The organism is Promicromonospora sp. NPDC050880 (assembly GCF_044456525.1).
Classification (GTDB): domain Bacteria; phylum Actinomycetota; class Actinomycetes; order Actinomycetales; family Cellulomonadaceae; genus Promicromonospora.
This window is the reverse complement of record NZ_JBITFV010000042.1, coordinates 1-2,055: the sequence shown is the minus strand read 5'-3', so window position 1 is coordinate 2,055 and position 2,055 is coordinate 1. Positions and strand designations below refer to the sequence as shown.

General features: G+C 69.6%; 3 protein-coding genes. 1 reads left to right on the top strand and 2 read right to left on the bottom strand.

Annotated elements, in window-relative coordinates:
* On the top strand, nucleotides 1-1,062 hold a 1,062-nt coding region (locus ACIBBF_RS26470; RefSeq protein ID WP_397419421.1), incomplete at its 5' end, for an HNH endonuclease signature motif containing protein.
* A gap of 79 nt (nucleotides 1,063-1,141) precedes the next feature.
* On the opposite strand, the gene ACIBBF_RS26465 is transcribed toward ACIBBF_RS26470, so the two are convergent.
* Both ACIBBF_RS26465 and ACIBBF_RS26460 read right to left on the bottom strand, forming a co-directional pair.
* Nucleotides 1,142-1,537 (bottom strand): hypothetical protein, encoded by a 396-nt coding sequence (locus ACIBBF_RS26465; protein WP_397419419.1) that lies wholly within the window; start codon nucleotides 1,535-1,537, stop codon nucleotides 1,142-1,144.
* A 115-nt stretch (nucleotides 1,538-1,652) separates the two neighbouring features.
* Nucleotides 1,653-1,955: a hypothetical protein gene (locus ACIBBF_RS26460; protein ID WP_397419417.1), complete on the bottom strand. Its 303-nt coding sequence runs from the start codon at nucleotides 1,953-1,955 to the stop codon at nucleotides 1,653-1,655.
* Between the last annotated feature and the right edge of the window lie 100 nt (nucleotides 1,956-2,055).

Here is a 2,055-nt window from a genome sequence, read left to right as displayed (position 1 = left end):
GGCACCACCCGCACCCTGGCCCAGGCCCGCGCCGACGCCCTGGTCGCCATCACCACCGGCCGCATCATCGTCCCACCCCACCCCGAATGCGCCCCCGCGCGCACCCCGGACCACACCACCCCCACGACCACCGGCCCGGCTGCGACGGGCCCGGCCGCGACCGGCATGCCCGGGACGCGCGACCGCGACGCAGGCCCCGACGCCGATGCCGGCCCCGATGCCGGTGCCGGCCCTGGTGCTCTGCCACGCACCACCGTGCCCGCCACGGGCTGCACCTGCGGGGGCTGCACCTGCGGCGGCACCACGATCCAGGTGATCCCCGTCAGACCACAGGTCCGCCTGACCCTCCCAGCCACGATGCTCCTGGGCCTGGACGACACCCCCGCACACCTGGACAGCTACCGACCCATCCCCGCCGAGACAGCCGCACACATCGCCACCGACGCCACCTGGCAACGCCTGATCACCGACCCGGCCACCGGCATCCTGACCGACTACTCCACCACCACCTACCAACCCGGCAGGATCCTCCGCCAAGCCGTGACCACCCGCGACCAGACCTGCTGCTTCCCCCACTGCGACCGACCCGCCCGCTGGGCCGACCTCGACCACATCCACCCCTACAACCACGGGCTCGACCCCGAGCACCAGCCGCCGGGAACCCCGGGCCAGACCCGCGCCCACAACCTGCAACCCCTGTGCCGCGCCCACCACCTCGCCAAGACCCACCACGGCTGGACCCCCACCCGCAACCCCACCACCGGCACCACCACCTGGACCGCACCCACCGGCCACACCTACACACGACCCGCCACGCGGACCGACCTCACGATCAGCGACAGGCCCGCCGTCGGCGAGGGACCCGCCGGCGACAGGTCTGCCGCCGGCGACGGATCAACCGTCAGCGACGGACCAACCATCAGCAGTGACGTCACCAGCCTCGCGGACGACCTCCACCACCGCCTCGGAACACAGAAGCGGCCGACCAGCAGGAATCACGACCAGAAGGGCGGTCCGGCACTCCGAACGATCCGTGTCCTGCCGGAGGAACCGCCATTCTGATCACCCGTGGCGGCATGGCAGAGCCTGACAGGTGCCCGCCGGCGACCTGTCAGGCTCCAGTCGGCGCCGCGAAGGACCGTCAGGTGGTCTCCTCGATGACACCGGACGTGGTCCTCCAGTGGCCCGGGTGCTTGCAGGTGTAGGCGTCGGTGTTGCAGCGCGCGATCCGCCAGCGGATCTTCGTGTTCTCCGGGAAGTCCTTGTTGCAGGTCCGGACGCCGCCGGCCGCGCCGCCCTTGTGGTGGCAGATGCCCTCGCGGCCGCTGCTCGGGTGCCGCCAGATCACACCCGTGGTGTACCCGTCCTTGCTGTCATCGGTGACCCAGAAGTAGTCGCCGTTCTGCCGGTAGCAGCCCGAGCCCCAGCTCTTCTGCAGGACGATGCTGCACGATATGTCGTTGCTGACGGCCACGTTGTACTCGACGGTCGCGGCCTGCGCCGGCGCCGCGAACACCAGGGTCAGCAAGGTCAGCACGGCTATCGTTCCTCGTCTCATCATGTGACGAGCATGCCTGTGGCGAGCGTGGACCGCCTGCAGGAACCTGCAGGCGGCCGGCGCTCGGCTCAGGGCGGCTGGACGAACTGTCAGTTCACCTCGATGGTGCCCGAGCTGTCACCCAGTGGCTCTTGCAGGTGTACGTGCTGCCGTCGCAGCGGGCGAGCCGGTAGCGGATCGTCGTGTTCTCGGGGAAGTCCTTGTTGCAGGTCCGGACTCCGCCGCCCAGGAATCCGTCCTTGTTGCGGCAGATCCCTTCACGCCCGGTGCCCGGGTGTCGCCAGATCACGCCCGTGCTGTACCCGTCGTTGCTGTCGTCGGTGACCCAGAAGTAGTCACCGTTGCGCTGGTAGCAGCCCTCGCCCCAGGTCTTGGTGATCCGCTCGGTGCACGACACCTAGTTGTGATGTCCAGGGAGGTTGTTCAGTCGGGTGATGGGTGGTTGGTTGCCGATCGCTGAGTGCGCGCGGTGGTGGTTGTAGTAGTGCAGCCAGCCG